This window comes from Mesorhizobium sp. B2-7-2, assembly GCF_006440775.1.
Taxonomy (GTDB): domain Bacteria; phylum Pseudomonadota; class Alphaproteobacteria; order Rhizobiales; family Rhizobiaceae; genus Mesorhizobium.
This window is the reverse complement of record NZ_VFTZ01000009.1, coordinates 106,346-130,169: the sequence shown is the minus strand read 5'-3', so window position 1 is coordinate 130,169 and position 23,824 is coordinate 106,346. Positions and strand designations below refer to the sequence as shown.

The 23,824-nt window shown below is 64.5% G+C and carries 23 protein-coding genes; 12 read left to right on the top strand and 11 right to left on the bottom strand.

Annotated elements, in window-relative coordinates:
* Positions 1–15 precede the first annotated feature (15 nt).
* A complete protein-coding gene (locus FJ425_RS14675; protein ID WP_140629142.1) occupies positions 16–900 on the top strand; it encodes a phosphotransferase family protein in 885 nt (294 codons plus the stop codon).
* Positions 897–3,350, top strand: a complete 2,454-nt coding sequence (locus FJ425_RS14670; RefSeq protein WP_140629140.1) for an FAD-dependent oxidoreductase — start codon at positions 897–899, stop codon at positions 3,348–3,350. Before FJ425_RS14675 ends, FJ425_RS14670 begins: the two co-directional genes overlap by 4 nt.
* Positions 3,351–3,354: 4 nt before the next feature.
* Here the strand turns inward: FJ425_RS14670 and FJ425_RS14665 are convergent, their stop codons facing one another.
* On the bottom strand, positions 3,355–3,987 hold the full coding sequence (locus FJ425_RS14665) for a class I SAM-dependent methyltransferase (protein ID WP_140629137.1): 633 nt from the start codon (positions 3,985–3,987) through the stop codon (positions 3,355–3,357).
* 96 nt (positions 3,988–4,083) lie between these two features.
* Here FJ425_RS14665 and FJ425_RS14660 point away from each other — a divergent pair, with 96 nt between their 5' ends.
* A complete protein-coding gene (locus FJ425_RS14660) occupies positions 4,084–4,986 on the top strand; it encodes a phosphotransferase family protein (RefSeq protein ID WP_140629135.1) in 903 nt (300 codons plus the stop codon).
* Between the two features lie 76 nt (positions 4,987–5,062).
* On the opposite strand, the gene FJ425_RS14655 is transcribed toward FJ425_RS14660, so the two are convergent.
* Positions 5,063–5,983, bottom strand: a complete 921-nt coding sequence (locus FJ425_RS14655) for a DMT family transporter (protein ID WP_140629131.1) — start codon at positions 5,981–5,983, stop codon at positions 5,063–5,065.
* A 370-nt stretch (positions 5,984–6,353) separates the two neighbouring features.
* On the bottom strand, positions 6,354–7,634 hold the full coding sequence (locus tag FJ425_RS14650) for an amidohydrolase family protein (RefSeq protein ID WP_140629129.1): 1,281 nt from the start codon (positions 7,632–7,634) through the stop codon (positions 6,354–6,356).
* A 174-nt stretch (positions 7,635–7,808) separates the two neighbouring features.
* Here FJ425_RS14650 and FJ425_RS14645 point away from each other — a divergent pair, with 174 nt between their 5' ends.
* Entirely contained in the window at positions 7,809–9,563 is a 1,755-nt protein-coding gene (locus FJ425_RS14645; protein WP_140629125.1) for an ABC transporter ATP-binding protein, read from the top strand.
* Positions 9,564–9,768: 205 nt separating this feature from the next.
* Here the strand turns inward: FJ425_RS14645 and ilvD are convergent, their stop codons facing one another.
* Positions 9,769–11,613, bottom strand: a complete 1,845-nt coding sequence (gene ilvD / locus FJ425_RS14640; protein WP_140629123.1) for a dihydroxy-acid dehydratase — start codon at positions 11,611–11,613, stop codon at positions 9,769–9,771.
* 183 nt (positions 11,614–11,796) lie between these two features.
* Between ilvD and FJ425_RS14635 the strand changes: the two genes are divergently transcribed.
* The 3 genes from FJ425_RS14635 to FJ425_RS14625 all read left to right on the top strand — a co-directional run bounded on the left by FJ425_RS14635 (position 11,797) and on the right by FJ425_RS14625 (position 13,289).
* Positions 11,797–12,141 (top strand): metalloregulator ArsR/SmtB family transcription factor, encoded by a 345-nt coding sequence (locus FJ425_RS14635; protein ID WP_181164857.1) that lies wholly within the window; start codon positions 11,797–11,799, stop codon positions 12,139–12,141.
* 114 nt (positions 12,142–12,255) lie between these two features.
* Positions 12,256–12,786, top strand: coding sequence for an SRPBCC family protein (locus FJ425_RS14630; RefSeq protein WP_140724390.1), 531 nt, complete (start codon positions 12,256–12,258; stop codon positions 12,784–12,786).
* Between the two features lie 32 nt (positions 12,787–12,818).
* Complete coding sequence (locus tag FJ425_RS14625) at positions 12,819–13,289, top strand: VOC family protein (protein WP_140629117.1); 471 nt, start codon at positions 12,819–12,821, stop codon at positions 13,287–13,289.
* A 168-nt stretch (positions 13,290–13,457) separates the two neighbouring features.
* On the opposite strand, the gene FJ425_RS14620 is transcribed toward FJ425_RS14625, so the two are convergent.
* The 3 genes from FJ425_RS14620 to FJ425_RS14610 all read right to left on the bottom strand — a co-directional run bounded on the left by FJ425_RS14620 (position 13,458) and on the right by FJ425_RS14610 (position 16,652).
* Entirely contained in the window at positions 13,458–15,050 is a 1,593-nt protein-coding gene (locus FJ425_RS14620; RefSeq protein WP_140629115.1) for a peptide chain release factor 3, read from the bottom strand.
* An 88-nt stretch (positions 15,051–15,138) separates the two neighbouring features.
* Positions 15,139–16,059: a haloalkane dehalogenase gene (locus FJ425_RS14615; protein WP_140724387.1), complete on the bottom strand. Its 921-nt coding sequence runs from the start codon at positions 16,057–16,059 to the stop codon at positions 15,139–15,141.
* On the bottom strand, positions 16,059–16,652 hold the full coding sequence (locus FJ425_RS14610) for a TetR/AcrR family transcriptional regulator (protein ID WP_140629109.1): 594 nt from the start codon (positions 16,650–16,652) through the stop codon (positions 16,059–16,061). Before FJ425_RS14610 ends, FJ425_RS14615 begins: the two co-directional genes overlap by 1 nt.
* 100 nt (positions 16,653–16,752) lie before the next feature.
* Here FJ425_RS14610 and FJ425_RS14605 point away from each other — a divergent pair, with 100 nt between their 5' ends.
* Positions 16,753–17,832 carry an FAD-binding oxidoreductase gene (locus FJ425_RS14605; protein ID WP_140629106.1) on the top strand — a complete coding sequence of 360 codons (1,080 nt, stop codon included), beginning with the start codon at positions 16,753–16,755 and terminating at the stop codon, positions 17,830–17,832.
* Between the two features lie 49 nt (positions 17,833–17,881).
* Here FJ425_RS14605 and FJ425_RS14600 read toward each other — a convergent pair whose 3' ends face one another.
* Together FJ425_RS14600 and FJ425_RS14595 are read right to left on the bottom strand one after the other, a co-directional pair.
* On the bottom strand, positions 17,882–18,682 hold the full coding sequence (locus FJ425_RS14600; RefSeq protein ID WP_140629104.1) for a class II glutamine amidotransferase: 801 nt from the start codon (positions 18,680–18,682) through the stop codon (positions 17,882–17,884).
* 16 nt (positions 18,683–18,698) lie between these two features.
* Positions 18,699–18,953: a DUF6356 family protein gene (locus FJ425_RS14595; RefSeq protein WP_140629101.1), complete on the bottom strand. Its 255-nt coding sequence runs from the start codon at positions 18,951–18,953 to the stop codon at positions 18,699–18,701.
* A gap of 115 nt (positions 18,954–19,068) precedes the next feature.
* Here FJ425_RS14595 and FJ425_RS14590 point away from each other — a divergent pair, with 115 nt between their 5' ends.
* From FJ425_RS14590 to FJ425_RS14570, 4 genes are all read left to right on the top strand, one after another.
* On the top strand, positions 19,069–19,539 hold the full coding sequence (locus FJ425_RS14590; protein ID WP_140629098.1) for an Lrp/AsnC family transcriptional regulator: 471 nt from the start codon (positions 19,069–19,071) through the stop codon (positions 19,537–19,539).
* Positions 19,540–19,869: 330 nt separating this feature from the next.
* Positions 19,870–20,355, top strand: a complete 486-nt coding sequence (dut, locus tag FJ425_RS14580) for a dUTP diphosphatase (protein WP_140629095.1) — start codon at positions 19,870–19,872, stop codon at positions 20,353–20,355.
* A complete protein-coding gene (locus FJ425_RS14575; RefSeq protein WP_140724382.1) occupies positions 20,356–21,015 on the top strand; it encodes an HAD family phosphatase in 660 nt (219 codons plus the stop codon).
* 294 nt (positions 21,016–21,309) lie between these two features.
* Positions 21,310–22,116 (top strand): oxaloacetate decarboxylase, encoded by an 807-nt coding sequence (locus tag FJ425_RS14570; protein WP_140724379.1) that lies wholly within the window; start codon positions 21,310–21,312, stop codon positions 22,114–22,116.
* Positions 22,117–22,118: 2 nt separating this feature from the next.
* On the opposite strand, the gene FJ425_RS14565 is transcribed toward FJ425_RS14570, so the two are convergent.
* Complete coding sequence (locus tag FJ425_RS14565; RefSeq protein WP_140629070.1) at positions 22,119–22,814, bottom strand: sulfate transporter family protein; 696 nt, start codon at positions 22,812–22,814, stop codon at positions 22,119–22,121.
* A 65-nt stretch (positions 22,815–22,879) separates the two neighbouring features.
* A complete protein-coding gene (locus FJ425_RS14560; protein WP_140629067.1) occupies positions 22,880–23,782 on the bottom strand; it encodes an EamA family transporter in 903 nt (300 codons plus the stop codon).
* Positions 23,783–23,824 lie beyond the last annotated feature (42 nt).

The window sequence follows — 23,824 nt, the reverse complement described above, 5'->3', positions numbered from 1 at the left end:
GGCCGGAGCGAAGCCGTGAGCGCCGAAGACCGCATCCGCGCCTTGCCGTGCTGGAACGGCGGCATCGAGATCGAGCCGCTGCCGGGCGGCCTCAGCAACGCCAATTTTGTCGTGACGGACGCTGCCGGGCGGCATGTCGTGCGCTTCGGCCAGGACTTCCCGTTCCACCATGTCTTTCGCGAGCGTGAGGTGATGACCGCGCGGGCGGCTCATGCGGCGGGCTTCGCGCCGGCCGTGCATTATGCCGAGCCCGGCATCCTGGTGACGGAATTTCTCGGCGCCAAGACCTTCCTGGGAGAGGATGTGCGGGCCAATCTCGGCCGCGTGGCGGCGCTGCTGCGCGGCTTTCACCGCGAGATGCCCAAACATGTCTCCGGCGCCGGCTTCATGTTCTGGGTGTTCCACGTCATCCGCGACTATGCACGCACGCTGGACGAGGGCGGCAGCCGCAAGAAGAGCGAGCTGCCACGTTATCTGGCCCTGGCGGACGAGCTCGAGCGGGCGCAAAAACTGCTGCCGATCGTCTTCGGCCACAACGATCTTTTGCCGGCCAACATCCTCGATGACGGCAAGCGGCTGTGGCTGATCGATTTCGAATATGCCGGCTTCAACACGGCAATGTTCGACCTCGCCGGCGCCGCCTCCAACGCCGGCCTGAGCGATGACGAATCCTTCGCCTTCATGACCGCCTATTTCATGAAGGAACCGGACGGCGAAATCCGCCGCTCGCATGCCGCCATGCAATGCGCCTCGCTGCTGCGCGAAGCGATGTGGAGCATGGTGTCCGAGCTTTATCTCGACGCGCCCGGCATCGACTACGTCGCCTATAGCGAGGAAAACCTCGTCCGGCTCGACGCGGCACTGGACAACTACCGGACGAAATACGGAACCAGATCATGATCTTGCCCAGCCATGCCGAAATCGTCGTCATCGGCGGCGGCATCATCGGCTGTTCCACTGCCTACCACCTGGCGCGCGACCATGGGGCGGACGTGGTGCTGCTCGAGCAGGGCAGGCTGACCTCGGGCTCGACCTGGCACGCCGCCGGCCTGGTCGGGCAGCTGCGCTCCTCGGCCTCGATCACGCGCGTGCTCAAATATTCGGTCGAGCTCTACAAGGGGCTGGAGGCCGAGACGGGCCTGGCGACCGGCTGGAAGATGACCGGCTGCCTGCGGCTGGCGACGAACGCCGACCGCTGGACCGAGTTCAAGCGGCTGGCGACGACGGCCAAAAGCTTCGGCATGGATATGCAGTTGCTGTCGCCGGCGGAAGTGAAGCGCATGTGGCCGCTGATGGAAACAGGCGACCTTGTCGGCGCTTCCTGGCTGCCGAGCGACGGGCAGGCAAGCCCCTCAGACATCGCCCAGTCGCTCGCCAAGGGCGCGCGCATGCATGGCGCGAAACTGTTCGAGGGCGTGCGCGTCACCGGCTTCACGATGAAGGACGGCCGCATCACGGCGGTGAAGACTTCACAAGGCGAGATCGCCTGCGACAAGGTGGTGAACTGCGCTGGACAATGGGCGCGGCAGGTCGGCGCGATGGCCGGCATCAACGTGCCGCTGCAGCCGGTCAAGCACCAGTACATCATCACCGAGAAGATCGCGGGCCTGGCGACCGACGCGCCGACAATCCGCGACCCCGACCGCCGCACCTATTTCAAGGAAGAGGTCGGCGGGCTGGTGATGGGCGGCTATGAGCCCAACCCGCAGGCCTGGGCGACCGGACTTCCCGGCGGCGATGTCCCGAACGACTGGGAGTTCCGTCTCTTCGACGACGACTACGATCATTTCGAGCAGCACATGACCCAGGCGATCGCGCGTGTTCCGGCGCTGCAAACCGCCGGCGTCAAGCAGATGATCAACGGGTCGGAGAGTTTCACGCCGGACGGCAACTTCATCCTCGGCGCAGCGCCCGAATGCGCCAACATGTTCGTCGGCGCCGGCTTCAACGCCTTCGGCATCGCGTCTGGCGGCGGCGCCGGCTGGGTGCTGGCGCAATGGGTGGCCGACGGCGAGGCGCCGCTCGATCTCTGGGTGGTCGACATCCGTCGCTTCTCCGGCCTGCACCGCGATCGCGACTGGGTCCGCGACCGCACGCTGGAAGCCTATGGCAAGCATTACACGATCGGCTTCCCGCACGAGGAATATCTGTCCGGACGGCCGGGCATCGTCTCGCCGCTCTATGAGCGGCTGAAGATGCATCGCGCCGTGTTCGGCTCCAAGCTTGGCTGGGAACGGCCGAACTGGTTCGCGCCGGATGGCGCGATCGCCGAGGACGTCTATTCGATGGGCCGCCAGAACTGGTTCGGCCCGGTCGGCGACGAGCACCTTCACGTGCGCGAGAAGGTCGGCATCTTCGACCAGTCGTCCTTCGCCAAATATGAGCTGACCGGCACTGACGCGCTGAAGGCGCTCGACTGGATCTGCGCCAACGACGTCGACAAGCCGGTCGGACGGTTGACCTACACGCAGCTTCTCAACACGCGCGGCGGCATCGAGGCCGACCTCACCGTGTCGCGGCTCGGCGAGGACCGCTTCTACATCGTCACCGGCACCGGCTTCCGCACGCATGACCTGTCCTGGATCGCCGACCATATCGGCTCCGGCCTCGACGCCAGGCTGACCGACGTCACGGAGGATTTCGGCACGCTGTCGCTGATGGGGCCACGCGCCCGCAACGTGCTGTCGGCGGTGACGGACGCCGATGTCTCGAACGCCGCCTTCCCCTTCGGCCATGCCCGCGAGATCGCAATCGCCGGCCATAGCGTGAAGGCGCTGCGCGTCACTTATGTCGGGGAACTGGGCTGGGAGCTGCATGTGCCGATCGCCGCCACCGGCGAGATTTTCGATGCGCTGATGGCGGCGGGCAAGGCGCATGGCATTCGCCCGGTCGGCTACCGGGCGCTGGAATCGCTGCGACTGGAGAAGGGCTATCGCGCCTGGGGTTCCGACATCACGCCGAACGACACGCCGCTGGAAGCGGGTCTCGGCTGGGCCGTGAAGCTTCGCAAGAATACCGACTTCGTCGGACGCCGGGCGCTGGAGAAGACGGCCGGCAAGCCGCCGACGAAAAGCTTTGCCGGCTTCACGGTGGACGACCCGGGGATCGTGCTGGTCGGACGCGAGACGATCCTGCGCAATGGCGAGCCGGTCGGCTATCTCACCAGCGGCGGCTACGGCTACACGGTGGGAAAGAATATCGGCTACGGCTATGTGCGCAATGCCGACGGCGTCAGCGATGGGTTCCTCGCCTCAGGCGACTATGAGCTTGTCGTGGCGATGGAACGCACGCCGGCAAAAATCCATCTCGAGGCGATGTACGATCCGGCCGGGGCAAGGATAAAGGCCTGAATGGTCAGCTGACGCGCAGCACAAGTCCCCTGCTTGGCACGGTATCGGACTCGCCCGGCATCGAGGCGTAAGGCGCCGTTTCCTCGACGCGCTTCAACCTGCCCTGAGCCTCAAGTCCGGCAATGCGCTCGGCGAAGCCTGATTGCCACAGCGTGTTCTTGACGGTCAGCACGATGATCCCGCCTGGACGGCAGATGCGGATCAACTCGTCCAGTCCCTCGACCCCGACATGGCCCGAGGTGAAGACGCCCGCCGAAACAATGCCGGCATAGACGCCGTCGGCGAAGGGCAAAGCGTCGCCCATCGCCAGGCGATGCAGCGCACTGTAGACGCCCTTGGCGCCGGCCTTGTCCAGCATGCCTTGCGAGATGTCGAGCGCCTCGACCTTCGGATAGCCGGTGATGGCCAGCCATTCGCCGATCAGGCCAGTGCCGGCGCCGGCATCGAGCAAGGGTTCGGCGCCGCGCGGCAGGTGCCTGGCAAGCAGCGCCAGGCAGATCGTCGGGTGGCGATAGCCGGCGGCCGACATGTCGGCATCATAGGTCTCGGACCAGCTGTCATAGATCGCCGCCACTTCCTCAGGCCGCTTCGCGGCGTAGGCCGCGTTTAGCGAGCCGCTGTGCTTGCCGTCCGCCATTTCTGCTCCCGCCGCCGATTCGTACCCGCAATGGTAGCCAAGCGGCAAAAACTGTGGAACCGTTCCGCTATAAAATATCGTGGGATGGTGAAGGGGGTGACGATGGACGAGGCGCGCGCCGCGTTGGCCGCCATTCCGGCGCTGGCAGGCTATGACGGACCGCTGGAGCGTTTGGGCGGCCTGACCAACAAGGTTTACCGGGCCGGCGAAGCGTGTCTGCGCATTCCCGGCAAGGGCACGCAAGAATATATCAACCGCGCCAACGAGGCGGTGGCGGCGCGCGAGGCGGCCAAGGCCGGCGTCAGTCCCGAAGTGCTTTATGCCGATCCGGCGTCCGGCCTGATGGCGACGCGCTTCATCGCCGGCGCCGAGACGATGTCGCCGGAGAAATTCAAGGCGCGGTCGGGCAGCCCCGCGCGAGCGGGCCAAGCCTTCCGCAAGCTGCATTCATCGGGCGCGGTGTTTCCCTTCCGCTTCGAATTGTTCGCGATGATCGACGACTATCTCAAGGTCTTGTCGACGAAGGACGTGGCGCTGCCCGCCGGCTATCACGACGTGGTGCGCGAGGCAGGCGCGGTGCGCGCGGCGCTTGCCGCGCACCCCATCGCGCTCGCCGCCTGCCATTGCGACCCGCTGTGCGAGAATTTCCTCGATACGGGCGAGCGGATGTGGATCGTCGACTGGGAATATTCCGGCATGAACGATCCGCTGTGGGACCTCGGCGACCTCTCGGTCGAGGGCAGGTTCGATGCGGACCAGGACGAGGAACTGATGCGCGCCTATTTCGGCGGCGAGGCGAGGCCGGCGGCGCGCGGACGTATCGTCATCTACAAAGCGATGTGCGACCTGCTCTGGACGCTCTGGGGACTGATCCAGCTCGCCAACGACAATCCGGCCGACGATTTCCGCGCCTATGCCGACGGTCGCTTCGCCCGCTGCAATGCGCTGATGGAGACCGCTGAATTTTCGCGGCACCTCGCCGCCGTGCGCGGGGGTTAGGAAAGCCAAGCCTTAAAGCATTTGTTTTCATGCATGTCGTTTCGCAAAACCGCTGCACACTTTTGCGCGACATGCATTAATTCACGCCCTTCGGCACGTTCTCCGGCGGCACCCCGGTCTCCACCACCTTCTGGCGATGGAAGATGAACATGCCGGCAAGCACGACGATGGCCGCGCCGACGAGGATGCGCGGGCTGGGCACGTCGCCGAAGAAGACCAGTCCGAAGACCACCGCCCACAGGAGCAGGCTGTAGTGCAGCGGCGCCAGCGTCGAGGCCGGCGCCAGCTTCAATGCCCTGGTGATCATCAGATGCGCGGCGCAAGAGACGACGCCGAGCAGAAGCATAGCGCCGAAATCGAGCGCCGAGGGCGTGCGCCAAGCGCCGATGGTGAGCAGGCCGCCGACAATCAGTGTGCCGATCGTCTGCCAGGTGACCAAAGTCGTGTCGCTGGTGCCGCGCAGGAGGCGGCCGAGGATGATGGCGAAGCCGAAGGCGATGCTGCCGACCAGCGCGAAGGCCGACGACAGCGAGAAGGCCGCCGAGGACGGCTTGAGGATGATCAGCACGCCGCAGAAGCCGACCAGGATCGCCAGCCAGCGCCGCCAGCCGACCTTTTCGCCGAGCAGCAAGTGCGACAGCGCCGCGACGTAGATCGGCCCGGCCATGTAGAAGCTCATCACGTCGGCCAGCGGCAGATAGACGACCGCGGCGTAGAAAAGCCCGGTATCGGCGGTGGTGGCCACGACACGCAGGAACTGCAAAACCGGCCGGTCCATGTGAAACAGCCTGGTCGTGCCCTGGTTGGCTATCATCGGGCCGAGCACGAAGAAGGCGCCGATCGAGCGGATCAGCACCACCTGTCCGACTGAGAAGGAAGCGACCAGCCATTTGCCCATCGCGTCGTTCAGCGCGAACATGAAGTCGCCGGCCAGCATCAACAGGATGCCGGCGAGCAACACGTTCCTGATCGTGAAATTGCGGGCGAGGGAGGCCATGCCGCTCCCTAGCCGCAAGCCAGGGGTTTGACGAGGGAAATTCGTAAGACCAGCGCCGGGAATCGAGGTTGACCGAAGCGCAAAGTATCATGAACGGTTCGCGATTGGCATGAACGCTCGTGACTTCGTCATTCTATGGCGAAGCAAGGAGCGAAGCGACGCGGCGCAGACCATAGAATCCATGCCGTTACCTCTAGGCGTCGCAGCGATGCAGAACGACCTTTGTCCTGCGCCGCCTCCGCCCTTCGCGCGAGGCCACGGCATGGATCCTCGGGTCTGCGCGTCCGCTTCGCTCCCGCTCCGCCCGTGGATGACGAAGCTCCGGCGAAAGCGCCGCCAATGCGAGTGGTCAACCCGGGAGGCAGAGAACCTACGCTGTTTTATGCCGCCGGTTCACTTGCGCCGGCCGTCCCGCGATCGACAGCCGTGTCTCCTGGCTAGTGCGTTCGGCCACCACCTTGCCCCTGGCGATGACGCAGAGGCGCTCGGGACGCAGGCGAACGGCCTCGATCGCATTGCCGGCATCGAGCACGACGAGGCTCGCCCGCTTGCCGACCGCCAGGCCCAGATGATCGAGCCCCATGATGGCGGCGTTGACGTTGGTCACCATGTCGAAGCAGCGCGCCATGTCGGCAGGGCTCGACATCTGCGCGACATGCAGGCCCATGAAGGCGACGTCGAGCATGTCGGCGGTGCCCAGCGAATACCAGGGATCGAGCACGCAATCCTGGCCCCAGCCGACGCTGATGCCGAGCGCCTGCATCTCCTTGACCCGGGTCAGGCCGCGCCGCTTCGGGAAGGTGTCGTGGCGCCCCTGCAACATGATGTTGATCAGCGGATTGGGGATTGCCGATACACCGGCCTCGGCGATGAGCGGCAAAAGCTTCGAGACGTAATAATTGTCCATCGAATGCATCGATGTGAGGTGCGACCCGGCCACCCTGCCCTGCAATCCAAGGCGCTGCGTTTCATAGGCCAGTTGCTCGATATGGCGCGACAGCGGATCGTCGGTCTCGTCGCAATGCATGTCGACCATCAGGCCGCGTTTGGCCGCGATCTCGCAAAGCTCCGTCACCGAGCGGGCGCCCTCGGCCATGGTGCGCTCGAAATGCGGGATGCCGCCGACGATGTCGACGCCCATGTCGAGCGCGCGGATGGTGTTTTCACGAGCATTGGGCGAGCGGTAGAGGCCATCCTGCGGAAAGGCGACCAGTTGCAGGTCGATATAGGGCGCGACGGTTTTCTTGACATCGAGCAGGGCTTCCACCGCGAGCAGCCGGTCGTCGCAGACATCGACATGGCTGCGGATGGCGAGCAAGCCCATCGACACGGCCCAGTCGCAATAGGCGAGCGCGCGCTCGCGCACGGCCTCATGCGTCAGCAGCGGCTTCAGCTCGCCCCATAGCGCGATGCCTTCGAGCAGCGTGCCTGACGCATTGATGCGCGGAATGCCGTAGGACAGCGTTGCATCCATATGGAAATGCGGGTCGACGAAGGGCGGCGAGACGAGATTGCCGCTCGCGTCGATTTCGGCCGGCGCCGAACCCTCGAGCTTTGGTTCGATCGCGACGATGGTCTCGCCGGCAATGCCGATATCGGCAATCCTGCCATCCGGCAGCGTGCCGCCGCGCATGATCAAGTCGAAATCCATCTGTCGTCACCCTTTTCCAGGAATCGGCAACATCGTGACCGAAAAGACAGCCTGCCGCAGCCTTTTCTTTCCCTCGATGGCGAAAGGTTCCATCCGGTCTCAACTCGCTCTATAAGCCGCCACGCGCCATTGTGGCGAATCCGAATTTCTCGCAGCCAGCCATAGGATCGGCCGTTGTTTCGCTTCTTCCGCTCGACGGAAAACCAACGCCTCATCGCGAGGCTGGTAAGAGAATCCTTCCATGACCATAAGTTCGGCTATGGCGCGGCCATATTGTCGATGCTGGTGGTCGCCCTCATGACGGGGGCAAGCGCCTGGATCCTGCGCGAAATCACCAACGAGTTCGTGGTCTATAAGCGGATAGACCGCGTCAACCTGATTGCCGGGGGTGTGGCGGCGATCTTTGTTCTCAAGGGCATCGCGACTTTCGTCCAGACCTATTTCATGAGCCGCGTCGGCAATGCCATCATTGCCGACCGGCAGCGCAAGATCTACGACCGTATCCTGGCGCAAGGCATCGAATTCTACCATTCGACCTCGTCTTCCGACCTGATCACCCGCATGACCAACAACGCGCAGGCGGCGCGCAGCGTGCTCGACCTCGTCGTCACGTCCTATGTGCGGGACCTGGTGACGTTGGTTGTGCTGGTGATGGTCATGGTCTGGCAGCAGCCGGCGCTGTCGCTGATCTGCTTCGTCGTCGGACCGGTGGCGATCTATGGCGTCAACCGCATCCTGAGACGCGTCCGCAAGATCGCGGCGATGGAATTCATCTCGCTCGGCCAGATCGTGCATGTGATGCAGGAAACGGCGATCGGCGTGCGGGTCGTCAAATCCTTCAATCTCGAAGCCGCGATGCGCAGGCGCATGCACAAGGCGGTGTCGGACGTCGAAACCCGTGCGAACAACATCGCCACGCTGGAAGCCGCCACCAGCCCGGTGATGGAAACGCTGGCCGGGCTGGCGATTGCCGGCGCCGTGCTGGTCAGCGGCCTGCTGGTGCTGCAGGGCGGCCAGATGCCAGGCAACATCATGGCCTTCATCGCCGCGCTGCTGCTGGCCTATGAGCCGGCAAAGCGCCTGGCCCGCGTCCGCATCTCGCTGGAGACGGGCATTGTCGGCGTGCGCATGATGTTCCAGCTCGCCGACCGGCCGCTGACGCTGGCCGAGAAACCCGGCGCAACGCCGCTGCAACCCGGTCCGGGGGAAATCCGCTTCGACAATGTCGGCTTCGCCTATCCGGAAAGCCCGCCGGTGTTCGAAGGATTCAACCTGACGCTTGACGCCGGCAAGATGACGGCGCTGGTCGGACCGTCGGGCAGCGGCAAGTCGACGATCCTGAACTTGATCATGCGCATGTATGATCCGCAGACCGGCAAGGTGATGTTCGACGGCCAGGACATCTCGTTCGCGACGCTCGATTCGCTCAGGCGCAAGATCGCCTATGTCAGCCAGGACACGTTCCTGTTTGCCGGCACGGTCATGCACAACATCCGCCTCGGCCGCGAGGACGCGACCAACGAAGAGGTGATCGCCGCCGCCAAGGCCGCCAACGCGCACGACTTCATCAGCGCCATGACCAAGGGTTACGACACGGAGGTCGGCGAGAACGGCTCGCTATTGTCCGGGGGCCAGCGCCAGCGCATTTCGATCGCGCGCGCCATGCTGCGCAACGCCGAGATCCTGTTGCTCGACGAGGCGACCAGCGCGCTCGATGCCGAATCGGAAGCGCTGTTCCGCGACGCCCTGCAGCAGCTTACCGTCGGGCGCACGACGATCGTGATCGCGCACCGGCTGTCGACCGTGCACCAGGCCGACACGATCGTGGTGCTGGAAAAGGGCAAGGTGGTGGAAAGCGGCCCGCACAAGACGCTGCTCAAGCAGGGCGGGCTCTACCAGAAGCTTTATGAATATCAGCTGATGCCGTGACGCAGCGCCTCTCCTTCTCCCCTTGCGGGAGAAGGTGTCGCCGAAGGCGACGGATGAGGGGTGTTGGAAGGATCGCGACGCAGCAGAATTAAGCGCGCGGATTCCTTCAATCTTCGACGTCTCACTCCGCTGGAGCACCCCTCATCCGTCTCGGCGCTGCGCGCCGATCCACCTTCTCCCACAAGGGGAGAAGGGGAAGCGCTCCTTACTCCGGCACTTTCCTGACCGCGCCCTTGTCGGCGCTGGTGGCGAAAGCCGCATAGGCACGCAATGCCGTCGTCACCTTGCGCTTGCGCTTCTCGGCCGGTTTCCAGGCGTCGGCGCCCTTCGCCGCCATCGCCCTGCGGCGAGCATCGAGCTCGGCCTCGCTGACGGCGAGATTGATCTTGCGATTGGGGATGTCGATCTCGATCGTGTCGCCTTCCTGGACCAGGCCGATCGCGCCGCCTTCGGCGGCTTCCGGCGAAACATGGCCGATGGACAGGCCCGACGTGCCGCCGGAGAAGCGGCCGTCGGTGATCAGCGCGCAGGCTTTGCCGAGGCCCTTCGACTTCAGGTAGCTGGTCGGGTAGAGCATTTCCTGCATGCCGGGGCCGCCGCGCGGTCCCTCGTAGCGGATGACGACGATGTCACCGGACTTGATCTCATTGCCGAGGATCGCCTTGACGGAGGCATCCTGGCTTTCGAAGACGCGAGCCGGACCGGTGAATTTCAGGATGGATTCATCGACGCCCGCCGTCTTCACGATGCAGCCGTCGAGCGCCAGATTGCCCTTCAGCACGGCAAGACCGCCATCCTTCGAGAAAGGCGTCTTTGCCGAGCGGATGACGCCCGTCTCGCGGTTGGTGTCGAGCTCGTCCCAGCGGCGGTCCTGGCTGAAAGCGACCTGGGTCGGCACGCCGCCGGGAGCGGCGAGGAAGAAGTCGCGGACGTTTTCGGCAGAGGTGCGCGAAATATCCCAGTGGTCGAGGGCCTCGCCGAGGGTCGCCGTATGCACGGTCGGCAGGTCGCGATTGATCAGGCCGGCCTGGTCGAGCTGGCCGAGAATGGCCATGATGCCGCCGGCGCGGTGGACGTCTTCCATGTGGACATCGGACTTGGCCGGCGCCACCTTGCAGAGCACCGGCACCCGGCGCGACAGACGATCGATGTCCTCCATGGTGAAGCCGACCTCGCCCTCATGGGCTGCGGCAAGGATGTGCAGCACCGTGTTGGTCGAGCCGCCCATGGCGATGTCGAGCGCCATCGCGTTCTCGAAGGCGCCCTTGGAGGCGATGCTGCGCGGCAGTGCCGTTTCGTCGTCCTGCTCGTAATAGCGCTGGGCGAGATCGACGACGAGATGGCCGGCCTCGACGAACAGGCGCTTGCGGTCGGCATGGGTGGCCAACGTGGAGCCGTTGCCCGGCAGCGACAGACCCAGCGCCTCGGTCAGGCAGTTCATCGAATTGGCGGTGAACATGCCGGAGCAGGAGCCGCAGGTCGGGCAGGCCGAGCGCTCGATGACCTTAACGTCCTCGTCGGAGATCTTGTCGTCGGCGGCCGCGACCATGGCGTCGACCAGATCGAGCGCCTGCGCCTTGCCGGCCAGCACCACCTTGCCGGCCTCCATCGGGCCGCCCGAGACGAAGACGGTCGGGATATTGAGGCGCAGCGAAGCCATCAGCATGCCGGGGGTGATCTTGTCGCAGTTGGAGATGCAGACCATGGCGTCGGCGCAATGCGCGTTGACCATGTATTCGACGGAATCCGCGATCAGCTCGCGCGACGGCAGCGAATAGAGCATGCCGTCGTGACCCATCGCGATGCCGTCGTCGACCGCGATGGTGTTGAATTCCTTGGCGACGCCCCCGGCCTTCTCGATCTCGCGCGCAACGAGCTGGCCGAGATCCTTCAGATGGACATGGCCCGGCACGAACTGGGTGAAGGAATTCACCACCGCGATGATCGGCTTGCCGAAATCCGAATCCTTCATGCCGGTGGCGCGCCAGAGGCCGCGAGCGCCGGCCATGTTGCGGCCATGGGTGGTGGTGCGGGAACGATAGGCGGGCATTCGATTGTCCTTGCTGGCTGGCCACACCGATGCGCGGCGGGCGGCGCTCGAATTTAGTCGGCAGCGGTTATAGCGATCACGGCCCGGCATGACCACCATTTTGCACTGCGCCAGAAAGCTGGTTGACCATCGACGTCGATTTGTATATAGCCACTTAGGAATATAACTGATTGGCTATCCAACGTGAATCAACTCGACGCTACGTTTGCAGCACTTTCCGACCCGACGCGGCGCGCCATTCTGGCCCGGCTCATCGATGGAGAGGCCTCGGTGATGGAGCTTGCCGAGCCCTTCGCCATGAGCCAGCCGTCGATCTCGAAGCATCTCAAAGTGCTTGAGAGCGCAGGCCTGATCTCGCGCAGCCGTGACGCCCAGCGCAGGCCATGCCGGCTCGAAGTGAAGCCACTGGCCGAAGCCACGGAGTGGTTGGAGCGTTATCGCAAGATTTGGGAAGGTAATTTCCAGCGGCTCGATGCGTTGCTGGGTGCGCTGCAGGCCAGCAAGAGCCCCGGCGAGGCGGAACAATAGCCGAAGCCGCACGTACCCGACCTATGGCACGGCCCAATCAGAAAAATAGCAGTCGTGTCGGACCAGCGCGCGGCCGGACGTCCTTGGGACAAGCGAACACAGAGAGGACATTCCATGAGCACCACGAGATTGCCACGCTCCACCGTCGCGACGCTGACCGTTACAACCCCCAGCGATCGCGAGGTCCGCATAACCCGCGTCTTCGACGCGCCGCGTCCGATGGTGTTCGATTGCTGGACCGTCCCGGAACTGCTCAAGGGCTGGCTGCATGGCCCGGATGGCTGGCGGCTGGAGACTTGCGAGGTCGACCTCAGGGTGGGCGGGTCGGCGCGCTATGTGTGGCGGCATCGCGACGGCCAGCCGATGGGCATGAGCGCCACCTATCGCGAGATCATCCGGCCGAGCCTGATCGTGGCCAGTGAGCTTTTCGACGAGGACTGGACCGGCGGTGAGACGCTTGGAACCGTGGCCTTCACCGAGGCCGAGGGCAAGACGCTGCTGACGCAAACGATCCTCTACGTGTCGCAAGCCGCGCGCGACGGCGCGCTCGGCACCGGCATGACGTCAGGCATGGCCGGCAGTTACGCACAGCTCGATGCCTATCTCGGTTCCCTTCACGACACCGCCGCCAAGGGCGCCGCCTGACCTTTCATATGAAAAGCGCAAAGGAAAAGACGATGCAGAAGATCACCACCTTCCTGTGGTTCGACACCCAGGCCGAACAGGCGATGAACCACTACATCTCCATCTTCGAGAATTCGAAGGTGCTGAGTGTGACGCGCTGGCCCGAGGGGCATCCTCAGCAAGGCCAGGTGCTGGTCGCCTCGTTCGAGCTCGACGGGGTAGTTTTCCAGGCGCTGAACGGCGGGCCGCAGTACAACTTCACCGAAGCGATCTCGCTGTCGATCGACTGCAAGACGCAAGCTGAGGTCGATCATTTCTGGACCAGGCTGACCGAAGGCGGCGGCCAGCCCGGCCCTTGCGGCTGGCTGAAGGACAAGTTCGGTGTTTCCTGGCAGGTGGTGCCGAAGCAGTTGCCGCGGCTGCTTCAGGATCCAGACCGGGCCAAGGCTGGCCGCGTCATGGACGCGATGATGCAGATGGGCAAGATCGAAATCGACAGGCTTGAGGAAGCGGCGAAGGGGTGATCACTTTTTCCTTCTCCCCTTGTGGGAGAAGGTGGATCGGCGCGCAAGCGCCGAGACGGATGAGGGGTGTTCCAGCGGAGTGAGGCGTCTGCGTTCCCTGGAACAACCCTCATCCGACCTCGCTTCGCGAGGCCACCTTCCCCCACAAGGGGGGAAGGGAAAACAGCGCTACGCCGCCTTGTCGCGGACCTGGTAATCCTTGACCGCGGCGAAGCGGATCGCTTTCCAGCGCTCGGCTTCGTAGTTCAGCGAGAAAGCGTGCTGGGCGAGGAAGACCGGATCATTGTCGAGGTCGCGGGCGATGTCGCCGCGATGCGCCTCGATGAAACGCTGGACTTCCGCCTTGTCGTCGGCCGAGATCCAGCGGCAGATCGAGAAACGCGACATCTCGAAATCAACCGGCAGCGTGTATTCGATGTTCAGCCGTTCCTTCAGAACGTCGAGCTGCAGCGCGCCGACGACGCCGACGATGGCCGGCGAGCCGTCCTCGGGCGAGAACAGCTGAACGACGCCTTCCTCGGCCATCTGGTGCAGCGCTTCCTTCAGCTTCTTAGCCTTCATGGCGTCGCCGAGACGCACGCGGCGCAGGATTTCGGGCGCGAAATTCGGCACGCCGCGGAACAGTATCTCCTCGCCTTCGGTCAGCGTGTCGCCGATGCGCAGCGTGCCGTGGTTGGGGATGCCGACGACGTCGCCGGCGAAGGCCTCGTCGGCGGTGACGCGGGTGCGGGCGAAGAAGAACTGCGGCGCCGACAGGCTCATCGGCTTGCCGGTGCGTACCAGCTTGGCCTTCATGCCGCGCTCAAGCTTGCCCGAGCAGACACGCACGAAGGCGATGCGGTCGCGGTGGTTCGGATCCATGTTGGCCTGGATCTTGAAGACGAAGGAGGTCATCTTCGCCTCCGTTGCCTCGACCGTTCGCTCGTCGGCTTCCTGGGCGCGCGGCGGCGGGCCGTAGGCGCCGAGCGCCTCGATCAGGTCGCGCACGCCGTAATTGCGCAACGCCGAGCCGAAATAGACCGGCGTCAGGTGGCCTTCGCGAAAGGCCTCCACGTCGAGCGGACGACAAGCCTCCCGCGCGAGTTCCAGTTCCTCGATGAAGGCCTCGCGTTCGTTTTCGGGCAAAAGGCCGGCGACGCGGTTGGAATCGGGCCCGTTGACCGGCGTGCGCTCCTTTTCCGCGTCGCCCTTGCGCACCGCGTTCAGCGCCAGATGGTAGGTGCCGGAAAAGGTCCTGCCGCGGCCGATCGGCCAGGTGACGGGCGCGGTGTCCAGCGCCAGCTTCTGCTCGATCTCGTCGAGGATCTCGAATGGATCGCGGCTCTCGCGGTCCATCTTGTTGACGAAGGTGATGATCGGAATGTCGCGCAGCCGGCAGACCTCGAACAATTTCAGCGTGCGCGGCTCGATGCCCTTGGCGGCGTCGATGACCATGACCGCCGAATCCACCGCCGACAGCGTGCGATAAGTGTCGTCGGCGAAATCCTCGTGGCCGGGCGTGTCGAGCAGGTTGAAGACATTGTCGTCATATTCGAAGGTCATCACCGAGGTGACGACCGAGATGCCGCGCTCGCGCTCGATCTTCATCCAGTCGGACCGCGTCTGGATGCGGTCCTTCTTGGCCTTGACCTCGCCGGCGAGCTGGATGGCGCCGCCGAACAGCAGCAGCTTTTCGGTGAGCGTGGTCTTGCCGGCGTCGGGGTGCGCGATGATCGCGAAGGTGCGGCGGCGCGCAACCTCTTCGGGTATTGTTTCGGGCATTTCTTTTAAGGCGTTCCGTGTGACAGGCGGCGCTTCTACCAGCGTGGCGCCGGCCTGTCGACATGCGGCGGGCGCCCGCCGCTCCGCGTCAGGCCGGTTCGGCCGCGCTTTCGGCCCGGGCGATCTGCGGCAGCCATCCGGCAATGGCCTTGCCGATCGTGTCGGGATGGTCTTCCTGCAGATAATGGGCGCCCGGCCCCAGATCGATGAAGCGACAGTTCTTCAGCCGCGCCGCGAATTCCTTTGCCGCCTGCGCTGAAATCAGAGCGCCTGGATCGCCGGCGAACAGCAGTTTCGGATAGGAGGAGAGCCGCAGCGCCCGATGGTCGTGCGCGCTGATTGCGGCGACATCGGCCGGCAGGCCTTCGATCGGCAGCTCCCTCGGCAAGCGCAGCGCCGGCTTGCGCGACAGCGGCGTCGGGAACGGCGCGCGGTAAGCGGCCATTTCCTCCTCGCTCATCGGCCGCAGGACCGAGGCGGGCAGGATTTTTTCGACGAAGACATTGTCCTCCAATACCAGCTTCTCGCCGGCGCCCGGCGTGCGCAACGCCTTGAAGAGCTCGCGCGCCTGCGGGCGCTGGTGGAAATCCTCCCAGCGCTCGAAGGGCCGGATGAATTCCATGAAAGCCAGGCCCAGAACCCGCCGCGGCCGTCGCGCCGCGAAATGGAACGCCAGCGCGGTGCCCCAGTCCTGAGCGACGATCACCAAGTCCTGGAGATCGAGTGCGTCGATAAAGGCGTCGAGATAACGAACCTGATCGAAGAAGCGATAGTCGATATCCGGCTTGCCCGATTGGCCATAGCCGATCAGATCGGGCGCGATGCAGCGGCCGAACGGCGCGACATGCGGGATGATGTTGCGCCATATGTAGGAAGACGTCGGGTTGCCGTGCAGGAACAGCACGGTCGGGCCAGCCGATCCGGCCTCCAGATAGGACATGGTAGAATCCAGCACCGCCACCTGTGAACGCCACAAGGTGGCCTGCTGTCCGTCGGTCGTTGTGTTCATCACGCTTTCTCCTTCCCAAATACAGTGCTGAAGATGATGTTCTTGAACCGCTCGAGCGGTTCCGGGCTGCGCTCGACCTTCATGCGCAGCATGGCGCCCTGCCAGGAGGACAGCAGGAAATCGGCAAGGTCCTCGGCATCGAATGTCTTGGATATTTCGCCCGCCGCCTGACCCTCCGCGATGCAGGCCGCGAACGGCCGGCGCCAGCGCTCGAAAATGTCGACCAGCCTGAGCCGCAGCGGTTCGCTGTGAACAGCCGTTTCCAGGCTGAGATTGCCGATCATGCAGCCGCGCGCCCAGTCATGCGCCTCGAGCTTCGAGGTGATGACGTCGAGATAGCGGCGCAGCCTGCCGATGGGCGGCGTACCGTCCCGCGCCAGCGCTTTTTCCACCAAACCGCTGACATAGGCGAAGTAGCGTTCCAGCACCTCGCCGGCGAAGTCTTCCTTCGAGGCGAAATGGTTGGTGAAGGAACCCGGCCTGGCGCCGGCCGCCGCGACGATGTCGCGCACGCCGGCTGCGGTGTAGCCCGCATTCCAGATGGTCTGGAAGCCGGCTTCGAGAAGGTTTTCGCGGAGTGATTGTCTAGCCATGACGATATAATACGTACGTACGTATTGAAGTCAAGCACTCAAGTTTGCATTGGCAAATGCCTGCGCAAATGGCAGTTGAAGGACATCACAGAGAACCGCGATGGAGAGCAGCGTGACGAAAGAAGTCATCGTCATCGGCGCCGGCATCATCGGCGCTTCGATCGCCTGGCATCTGACGAAAGCCGGCGCGCGGGTGGCGGTGGTTTCGGAAAGCCGCGCCGGCGGTGTCGCCACGTCCAATTCCTTCGCCTGGATCAATGCCAGCTGGGGCAATCCGGAAACCTATTTCCGGCTGCGTATCCGCGCCATAGCCGAATGGAAAAGGCTGGCGAAGGACGTGCCCGGCCTGCCGGTCGCCTGGTGCGGCGGCCTGTGCTTCGACCTGCCGCCGGACAGGCTCGAGGCCTATGCGGCCGAACACTCGTCATGGGGCTATGGCATCGAGCGGGTCGGGCGCGAACAGGCGGCGCGCATCGAACCCAATTTGGCGGAGCTTCCCGAATTTGCACTTTATGTCGCGCAGGAAGGCGTGGCCGAGCCTGTGGCGACCACGAAGGCGCTGCTGGCGGATGCCGAACGGCGCGGGGCACGGCTCGTCACGGGAACCGTCGACAGGCTGGCGCTGGTCAACGGCAAGGTCACGGGCGTGGTCGCTTCGGGCGAGATCATCGCCGCCGACGAGGTGGTGATAGCGTCGGGCGCCGGCGCACCGGCGATCGCCGCGACGGCAGGCATCAAGCTGCCGATCGAGACCCCGCCCGGCCTGATCGTGCATTCGCGACCGCACCCAAAGCTGCTCAACGGGCTGGTGCTGGCTGACAGACTGCATATGCGCCAAACCGCCGACGGCCGTATCATCGCCGGCTCAGATTTCGGTGGCGGCGATCCGGGTGAGAATCCGGAGGCCGCCGCACACGCGCTGTTCGCCGCGACGAAAGCGATGCTGCGCGACGCCAACGGGCTGGAAATCGACTTCCACACGATCGGCTACCGTCCAACGCCGGTCGACGGTTTCCCGATCGTCAGCCGCGCGGAAGGCGTCGGCGGCCTTTATGTCGCCGTCACCCATTCCGGCATCACGCTGGCGCCGGCCGTCGGCCTGTTTGCGGCCGGCGAAATCCTCAACGGTGAGCGCCATGCATTGATCGAGCCCTACGCCCTGTCGCGGTTCGATCAGTAACCCGGCGGCCGGCGGAAAGAGGATGGCGAGGCTTGATCGAAATTGCGGTTCAGCCCGCCAGCGCCAGCGGGGCCGCCGCCGGCGCGAACGGACGGATGCCGGTGCCTTCCCTCGTCATGGTGACGAAGCTCGCCGGAGGTATCGCCTGCCACTCGCCGCCGTCGCGGTCGAAGGGTTCCGAGACGATGCAATGGCCGGCGCGCTTCGCGAAGGCGCCGGTATAGAGCGTCGGCGCATGGCCGTCGGTGGCGTAGCGCACGGCATAGAGCGCCTCGCCATCGGAGAAGGCCGCGGTCAGTTTCAACGCAGGTTCGATGCCGGCCCGGCGGGAGGCTTCGATGACGCGACCGGTTGCCCGCGAGACCGCGCCCTGCGGGTCGGTCGCCAGTCCCTGGTCGATCATCAAGAGGAAAAAGAGCTCGGAATCGGTGGTGCCCTCGCGCTGGTCGAAGACCGCGTCGGAGAGCGAGTTCTCCAGCGCGCGGCGGATCTTTTCGAAACCGCCGATCTGGCCGTTATGCATGAACGACCAGCGGCCGGAGACGAAGGGATGGCAGTTCATGCGGCTGGTGGCGCCGCCGGTCGAAGCGCGCACATGGGCGAGGAACAGGCCCGACTTGATCTGCCGGCAGAGGCTCTTCAGATTGGGGTCGGACCAGGCCGGCAGGATATCGCGATAGAGGCCGGGCTCAGGCCGGTCGCCATACCAGGCGAGGCCAAAACCGTCGCCATTTGTCGGCGACTTGGCTTCCTGGGCGCAGTGGCTCTGGGCGATCAGCGAATGGCAGGGCGCGGTGATGATGTCTTCGAGGAAGACCGCTTCACCAAGATAGGCCGCCCACCGGCACATCGCTTTCCACCATCTGTCAGGCGCGGTCCAGGAGAGCCTTGGGCTCCTTCACCGCATGCGAACCTCTGTTGTGCGTGCGCTCATAGAGCTCGCGAACGATTCGGCTCGCCGTAGTTTCGAACAGAAATGGCAAGAAAGCGTGAACGAGCGCGGCGCCCGCGGCCATCGACAGGCGCGAACAGAACCAGGCGGCGAAGGCCATATGGCCGAAATAGGTCTCGCCGACCTTCTCCGGGTGAGAGGTGAAGAGCGCCGCAAGCCGTGTCGTCATGGTGATCCCTCCTGCCGGGATGAGCCCCGATGCTGAGTATCCTGCCACATGGGTTTGGTTCACCGGTCCCAAATTGTCCTTGCTTTCGTCCTATTCATGGGACAACCATCCCAACATGTCTGTGGAAATTGATGAAATCGACCGAAGATTGCTGGCCGAGCTGCAACGCGACGGCACGCTGTCGGTCGATCAACTGTCGGAGCGGGTGGCGCTTTCGCGCAATGCCTGTTGGCGGCGTGTCAAGCGCCTGGAGGAAGATGGCGTCATCACCGGTCGCGTCGCGCTGGTCGACGCCGACAAGCTCGGGCTTGGGCTGTCCGTCTTTATCCTGGTCCGCACCTCCAACCATGACCCGGACTGGTTGCGGAAATTCCGCGCGGCGGTCACCGGCTTTGCCGAGATCACCGGCGTCTACCGCATGTCGGGCGACCTCGACTATGTGCTGAGGGCCCGCGTCGCCGACGTGAAGGCCTATGACCGGCTCTACCAGCGGCTGATCGCCAAGGTGGCGCTGTCGGACGTCTCGGCCTCCTTCGTCATGGAGGAGATCAAGGAGACCACCGTGGTGCCGGTGGAACTGCGCTAGGATTGGCCGAGGCCCCTATCTTCGTCATCCACGGCGGAGCAGCCGCGAAGCGGCGTCGCGAAGACCCGAGGGTCCATTCCGTTACCTTGATCCTAGAGCACAGCGGAGCAGAATTCTGCACCGTTGCGACACGTTGAAGTCGCGGCATGGATCCTCGGGTCTGCGCCGCGTCGCTTCGCTCCTTGCTTCGCCCGTGGATGACGAAGCGATGAGTGTTTTCGCCAATCGCCAAAGTAGACGGCGAGGTCATAGTCACGCCAGAAAGAAAGCCGTTGATAGTATAGTGGGCGAGTTGACCGAATCGCCGCACGCGCCGATAGGATCGATTTCATGCGCACGGCTGTCCATTCTTCCTCCGTCATCGGCCCCACCGTCGGTTTCGTCAGGCTTCCGCATGGCGATGGCCTGCCGCTGCCGGCCTATGAAAGCGCGGGCGCCGCTGGCATGGATTTGCGCGCCGCGGTGCCGGAAGACCGGCCGCTGCTCATCCTGCCGGGAAAGCGGGCCCTGGTGCCGACCGGGCTTGTCCTGGAAATCCCCGAAGGCATGGAGGGCCAGGTGCGGCCACGTTCGGGCCTTGCCTTCAAGCATGGGCTTACCGTCCTCAACACGCCCGGCACCGTCGACAGCGACTATCGCGGCGAGGTGAAGGTGCTGCTGGTCAATCTCGGCGACGAGGATTTCTCGGTGACGCGCGGCATGCGCATTGCCCAGATCGTTTTCGCGGCCGTGACCCAGGTTGCGGTCGAGGAAAGAGGGCTGGCCGGCGGCACGGCGCGCGGCGCAGGCGGCTTCGGGTCGACCGGCACCGCTTGAATGGCAATCCCTAAGCTGGTTATCTTCGACTGCGACGGTGTCTTGGTCGACACCGAGAACCTTGCCAACAGGCGCCTCGCCGAATGGCTGACCATCGCCGGGTTTACGACCACATTCGAATATTGTCGCAAGAACTTCTCCGGCCGCAGCATGGCCTCGGTGCAGAAGGAGATCGAAGAGACGACCGAGGTGCGGCTCGGCGCCGACTTCGTCGAGCGCTGGAATGCCGGCCTGCCGGACCTTTTTTCGCACGGGGTCGAAGCAATCCCCTATGTGCGCGACTTCATCGATAAGGTGCGGGCCGCGGGCATCGCCTATTGCGTCGCTTCCTCGGCGCGGGTCGCGAAGATGCACATCACGCTGGGCCAGACCGGGCTGTTGCCGCTGTTCGAGCATGCGATATTCTCATCCACCATGGTCAGCCGAGGCAAGCCGTTCCCGGATCTCTTTCTGCATGCGGCAACGACGATGGGCTTCGCGCCGGCCGACTGCATCGTGATCGAGGACAGCGTCGCCGGCACCCAAGCCGGCATTGCCGCAGGCATACGGGTGTTCTCCTATTACGCCGATCCGCTCTCCGATCGCGACGGCCTGGCGGCGGCCGGCGGCATATTGTTCGACGACATGCGCGAACTTGCCGGGCTCGTGCCGATCCGCTGATCGCACCCGGCTGCGCACCGCAACGCGCCGTGCTAGCGTGAGCGCATCCGAGAGGCCCCATGATTTTCCACTCTATGCCGTTTGAGGAAGCGGCGCCCAACGCGGTGTCGCACGACATTTCCGTCACCTATCGCTGGAATAAAGCCAGATCGCATTACGCAAGGAATTCCGACGCCTTCGAGAAATTGTCAGCAGAAAACGCCAAACGTTTCTGAGCCGGAAGCATTCGTTTGCCCGGTTCAAGCGGCCGCGATAAATTCCCCGCACCACTCCACTCATGATTGAGGACCTGCCATGGACAAGGGCAAGATATTTCGCGATCTGCACGCCTCAACCTTCGTCATGCCCAATCCCTGGGACATAGGCACGACAAAGCTTCTTTCTTCCTTCGGCTTCAAGGCGCTGGCGACGACCAGCGCCGGCTTCGCCTTCTCGCGCGGCCTGCCGGACGGCGCCGTGACCTTCGACGCCATGATCCATCATTGCCGAGAGGTGACTGCGGCGACAGAGCTGCCGGTTTCGGCCGATCTGGAGCGCGGCAAGGGCGACAGCCCAGAACAGGCGGCCGAAACCATCTTCGCGGCCGAAGCCGCCGGTCTCGCCGGCTGCTCGATCGAGGACCACACCGGCGACCCTGGCAATCCGATCTACGATTTCTCGCTGGCGACCGAGCGCGTCGCTGCCGCTGTCGAGGCAGCCCGGGCGCTCAAGCACGATTTCGTCTTCACCGCGCGGGCCGAGAATTTCCTGTGGGGCAAGACCAATCTCGACGACACGATCAAGCGGCTGCAGGCTTTCGAGAAAGCCGGCGCCGACGTGCTTTATGCGCCGGGCATCGGCGACGTCGAAATGGTGCGCACGATCTGCTCGTCGCTAACCCGGCCGGTCAATGTGATGGCCCGACCCGGCTTCACCATCGCCGACCTTGCTATGGCCGGAGCCAAGCGCATCTCGCTCGGACCGTGGCTGACTAATTTCGCCTATGGCATGCTGGAGACGGCGGCGCGCGAAATCCAGCAGGACGGCACCTTCGGCTTCGCCCGGGCGGCGATGCCGTTCGGTAAGCTGCAGGCGTTGTTCCGTAGTGGGGCGACTGAATAAGGCTAAACCGGCTCCCGCGCCGCAACCGCCTTGTGCAGATGCACCATCATGGCGGCGGCAAAAAGCGGCGTCAGAAGGTTGAGCAGCGGCACGGCAAGGAACATGGCGATGACCAGTCCGGCCAGGAACACCGTGCCGGCATATTTGCGGCGCAACGCCTTGGCCTCGGGCTCGGGACGAAACCGCATGGCGGCGAACTCGAAGAATTCGCGGCCCAGCAGATAGCCGTTGACGATGAAGAAGGCGGCAATGTTGATGCCCGGCACCAGCAACAGCAGCAGCGCGACGATGTTGCCGAGGACGACCACGCCGAAGAATTTGACGGCCAGCGCAAGCGAATGCAGCGCCGGCACGGCGCGGCCGGGCGGATCGTCGGGGTAGTCGGTACGTTCGACCACTTGGGCGACATCGTCGAGGAACAGGCCGGCGACGATCGCCGTCACCGGCGCGATGAGCAAGGCCAAGCCGACAGCCAGAACGATGCCGGCGATGATGCCGCCCAGCCACCCGGCCCAGGACGGCAGGCCCGGAAGCAGCGTTTGCAGCCATGGCCAGGCCAGCCATTCGAGCAGGCTCTCCAAACCGACCCACAGCGCCAGCAGAGCGAGCAGCGTCAGCCCCAGCGTCTTCAGAAAAACGGAACGGAATTCGGGAGAGAACAACCGGCTGGCGGCGGCGCGGGCGGCGTCGAGGATCACAGCGTCTTCAAACCCTTCATCGAGAAAGACGCTTCGCAGATAAGCAGGCTGGATGCCAGGCGCAACTATTGCGCAAGCCTGGCCTGTCTCGCCGGAATGGTCATCGCCGCGACGCCGGCGACGACGAAGGCCATGCCGAGCCAGGCCGTCGGCCCGAGGCTTTCGCCGAGGAAGACGGCGCCGATGCCGACGCCGATCGGCACGCGCAGATAGGCCTGCGAGGTGGTGCCGACCGAGCCCAGCGTGTGGATGAGGCGGAAGAAGATCGAGAATGCGAGCGCGGTGGAGAAGACCGAAAGCCCGAAAAGAGCCAGCATCGATGCCGGCGACGGCGTCAACGTCCAGGGCCGGTCGAAGACGAGGCTCAAGGGAATCAGGATCACGGCGCCGCAGATCATCGAGCCGGCCGCCGGCACCATCGGATCGAGCCCGCGGAAGTTACGGCCAAAGATGGCGGCGCCCGCGTAGCAGACGGTGGCGGCGACCACGGCAAGCTGCGCCCAGAGCTGGCGGCCGATGCCGCCAAGGGCCTCGGTGCCGACGATGAGGCAAATGCCGGCGATGCCGGCGCCGACGCCGACGAGCTTGCGCAGGTTCACCGGCTCGTGACGGGTGATCAGCGCCGTCAGCAGGAAGGTGAAGATCGGCGACGTCGCGTTCAGGATCGTCGCAAGACCGGCGTCGATCGAGCGCTCGGCGGCGGCAATCAGCGTGAAAGGGATGACGCTGTTGAGGCAGGCCTGGAACATGAAGCGGCGCCAATTGACCATATCCCGCGGCATGGCAAGGCCGCGCCAGCGGATGAGGCCAAGCAGAATGGCGCCGGCAATCAGCGTGCGTCCGGCGATGAAGGTCACAGGCGGGATTGTCTCGACGCCGATCTTGATGAATGTGTAGGAGGCGCCCCACAGCACCGCCAAAACGCCAAGCAGCGCCAGCTCGGTGGACATTTCGGTCTTCTCGGACATTTCTGCGCCTTCTGCTGCGGGAACGATCCGCTTTGTTGTTAC

Coding starts and splice junctions, on each gene's coding strand:
- FJ425_RS14670 (WP_140629140.1), top strand. CDS start 897: ATGATCTTGCCCAGCCATGCCGAAATCGTCGTCATCGGCGGCGGCATC.
- FJ425_RS14665 (WP_140629137.1), bottom strand. CDS start 3,987: ATGGCGGACGGCAAGCACAGCGGCTCGCTAAACGCGGCCTACGCCGCG.
- FJ425_RS14655 (WP_140629131.1), bottom strand. CDS start 5,983: ATGGCCTCCCTCGCCCGCAATTTCACGATCAGGAACGTGTTGCTCGCC.
- FJ425_RS14650 (WP_140629129.1), bottom strand. CDS start 7,634: ATGGATTTCGACTTGATCATGCGCGGCGGCACGCTGCCGGATGGCAGG.
- ilvD (WP_140629123.1), bottom strand. CDS start 11,613: ATGCCCGCCTATCGTTCCCGCACCACCACCCATGGCCGCAACATGGCC.
- FJ425_RS14630 (WP_140724390.1), top strand. CDS start 12,256: ATGAGCACCACGAGATTGCCACGCTCCACCGTCGCGACGCTGACCGTT.
- FJ425_RS14625 (WP_140629117.1), top strand. CDS start 12,819: ATGCAGAAGATCACCACCTTCCTGTGGTTCGACACCCAGGCCGAACAG.
- FJ425_RS14620 (WP_140629115.1), bottom strand. CDS start 15,050: ATGCCCGAAACAATACCCGAAGAGGTTGCGCGCCGCCGCACCTTCGCG.
- FJ425_RS14615 (WP_140724387.1), bottom strand. CDS start 16,059: ATGAACACAACGACCGACGGACAGCAGGCCACCTTGTGGCGTTCACAG.
- FJ425_RS14610 (WP_140629109.1), bottom strand. CDS start 16,652: ATGGCTAGACAATCACTCCGCGAAAACCTTCTCGAAGCCGGCTTCCAG.
- FJ425_RS14605 (WP_140629106.1), top strand. CDS start 16,753: ATGGAGAGCAGCGTGACGAAAGAAGTCATCGTCATCGGCGCCGGCATC.
- FJ425_RS14600 (WP_140629104.1), bottom strand. CDS start 18,682: ATGTGCCGGTGGGCGGCCTATCTTGGTGAAGCGGTCTTCCTCGAAGAC.
- FJ425_RS14595 (WP_140629101.1), bottom strand. CDS start 18,953: ATGACGACACGGCTTGCGGCGCTCTTCACCTCTCACCCGGAGAAGGTC.
- FJ425_RS14590 (WP_140629098.1), top strand. CDS start 19,069: ATGTCTGTGGAAATTGATGAAATCGACCGAAGATTGCTGGCCGAGCTG.
- dut (WP_140629095.1), top strand. CDS start 19,870: ATGCGCACGGCTGTCCATTCTTCCTCCGTCATCGGCCCCACCGTCGGT.
- FJ425_RS14575 (WP_140724382.1), top strand. CDS start 20,356: ATGGCAATCCCTAAGCTGGTTATCTTCGACTGCGACGGTGTCTTGGTC.
- FJ425_RS14570 (WP_140724379.1), top strand. CDS start 21,310: ATGGACAAGGGCAAGATATTTCGCGATCTGCACGCCTCAACCTTCGTC.
- FJ425_RS14560 (WP_140629067.1), bottom strand. CDS start 23,782: ATGTCCGAGAAGACCGAAATGTCCACCGAGCTGGCGCTGCTTGGCGTT.